We start from the raw sequence: 2,369 nt of genomic DNA, 5'->3' as shown, positions 1-2,369 counted from the left end.
GTGAGGCGGACGGCGTAGGGCATGTTGTACGCCGCGCCGGCCCCCTCGAACTGGTCCAGGAACCACAGCCGCTGCTGCGCGTACGCCAGCCCGACCGGACCACTCCCCTCCCGAGGACGCAGCACCGGCCGCTCGACCCGCACACCGTCCAGACACAAGGCCAGCTCGGCCACCGTCGGCGCGTCGAACACCGCACGCACCGACAACTCCACACCGAACACCGACCGCACCCGCGACACCAACCGCGTCGCCAGCAGCGAATGACCCCCCAGATCGAAGAACGAGTCATCCACACCCACCACATCGACACCCAGCAACTGCCCGAACAGACCACACAACACCTCCTCCCGCACCGACCTCGGCGCCCGGTACACCCCACCCGAGAACACCGGCACCGGCAGCGCACCCCGGTCCAGCTTCCCGTTCGCGTTCAACGGCAGCTCATCCAGCACCACCACCACCGACGGCACCATGAACTCCGGCAACCGCCCCGCCACGAACCCCCGCAACACCCCACCGTCGACCACGGCACCGGACGAACCGAGCACCACGTAACCGACCAGCTGGGAGCCTCGGGTGGCGTCGTCGCGGGCGATGACGACGGCTTGCGCCACGTCCGGGTGGGCGGCGAGGGCGGCCTGCACCTCGCCCAGCTCGATCCGGATACCGCGGACCTTGACCTGGTCGTCGGCCCGGCCCGCGTACGAAAGCCTCCCGTCCGCACCCCACCGCGCCAGGTCACCGGTGCGGTAGAGACGCTCCCCCACCGCGAAAGGACTCGCCACGAAGCGTTCGGCGCTGAGCGCGGGCTGGTTGACGTATCCGCGTGCCAGACCGATCCCGGCGACGTACAGTTCGCCGACGGCGCCGGGCGGAACCCTGCGCAGGGCGGAGTCGAGCACGTACACCTGCGTGTTCGGCAGGGGGCAGCCGATGGGGAGGGCGCCCTGCTCCAGGTCGGAGGAGCTGATCGGCGTCCAGACGCTGTCCGCGCTGGCCTCGGAGAATCCGTACGAGTTGAGGAGGCGGCCTTCGGGGAAGGCCCCGAGGAATCGGCGTGCGGTGGCGGGAGAGAGGGCCTCGCCGCTGCTGGTCCACATCGCCTCGCCCGCCCGGGGGCCGAGCAGCTCCTCTTCGAGGAGTGTGTTCAGCAGGCTGGGTACGAGGGTGACACGGGTGATGCCGTGCTCTTCGACCAGTGCGGCCAACGCGTGACCCGTGCGCATCTGGTCGTGGTTGGCGAGGGCGACGGCCGCTCCGTGCAGGAGGGGGCCGAAGATCTCGCTGGTCGACTCCCCGAAGGCAAGTGACGCCTTGGCGCAGCCGACGTCACCGTGCTTCCAGGGGAACTGCCGTTGAGCGCAGTCGAGCCGGTTGACCATTCCGATGTGGGTGCCGACGACGCCCTTGGGCCGGCCGGTGGAGCCCGAGGTGTAGAACACGTAGGCCGGCCGGTCGGGCGTGAGGGGGCTCGTGCGCTCCTCGTCCGCGATGGGGCGGGCGGAGAGGGCGGCGACGGCCTGCCGGGTGCCGGGGTCGTCGACGACGATCGTCGGGATGCCGGTGGGCGGCAGGGTGGCCGCCACCTCGGAAGCCGTCACGACGAGGCTCGGTCGCGAGTCCGCGAGCATGAACGCGCCGCGCTCGGAAGGGTAGGCCGGGTCGAGGCCGACGTAGGCGGCACCGGACTTGGTGATCGCCAGCAGGGCGACGACCAGGTCCGCGGTGCGGGGCAGGTAGAGGGCCACGAACTGCTCGGGACCGATGCCCTGGGAGATCAGGTGGCGGGCGAGCCGATTGGCCCGCGCGTCCAGCTCCGCATAGGTCAGCCGAGCGTCTTCGCTGATCAAGGCCGGTGCGTGCGGGGTCAGGGCGGCTTGCGCGGCGAACAGGTCGGGGAGGGTGCTGCTGAGCAGCGTGGGGTTGTGGATGCCGTTCCAGTCGTCGAGTGTCTCGTGCTCGCCCGGCAGCAGGGTGTCGAGCTGGGCGAGGCCCCGATCGGCGTTTGTGGTCAGACCACGCAGGATGTGCTGGTAACGGGCCAGGATCTGGCCGGCCCGCGTCGCGTCGAAGGCGGTGGGCTGGTAGTCCAGGCGCAGTCGCATCCCGTCGTCGCCCGTGGGGATCACCGCGAGGGCCAGCGGATAGTGGGTCGCGTCGACGGCACTGCTGATGGAGAGACCGAGGTCGGTGGCGTCTTCGTTCGCCGCGCTGATGCGGGGGTAGTTCTCGTAGATGGTGAGGGTGTCGAAGAGCTGGCCGGTGCCCGCCAGTTGCTGGATCTCGGTGAGTCCCAGGTGGTGGTGGGCGAGCAGCGCGGCCTGCTCCTGCTGGACCCGCCGCATCAGACCGGCGAGGGTCTCGGCCGC

General features: G+C 70.6%; 1 protein-coding gene. It reads right to left on the bottom strand.

Going from position 1 to position 2,369, the window contains the following annotated elements:
* A partial coding sequence (locus VT52_RS34720; RefSeq protein WP_143070984.1) for a non-ribosomal peptide synthetase occupies window positions 1-2,369 on the bottom strand: 2,369 nt, incomplete at both ends.

The organism is Streptomyces malaysiense (assembly GCF_000980885.2).
In the GTDB taxonomy this organism is placed as follows: domain Bacteria; phylum Actinomycetota; class Actinomycetes; order Streptomycetales; family Streptomycetaceae; genus Streptomyces; species Streptomyces malaysiense.
Note: the sequence above shows the minus strand (reverse complement) of the source record. Positions and strands in the feature narration are given on the sequence as shown.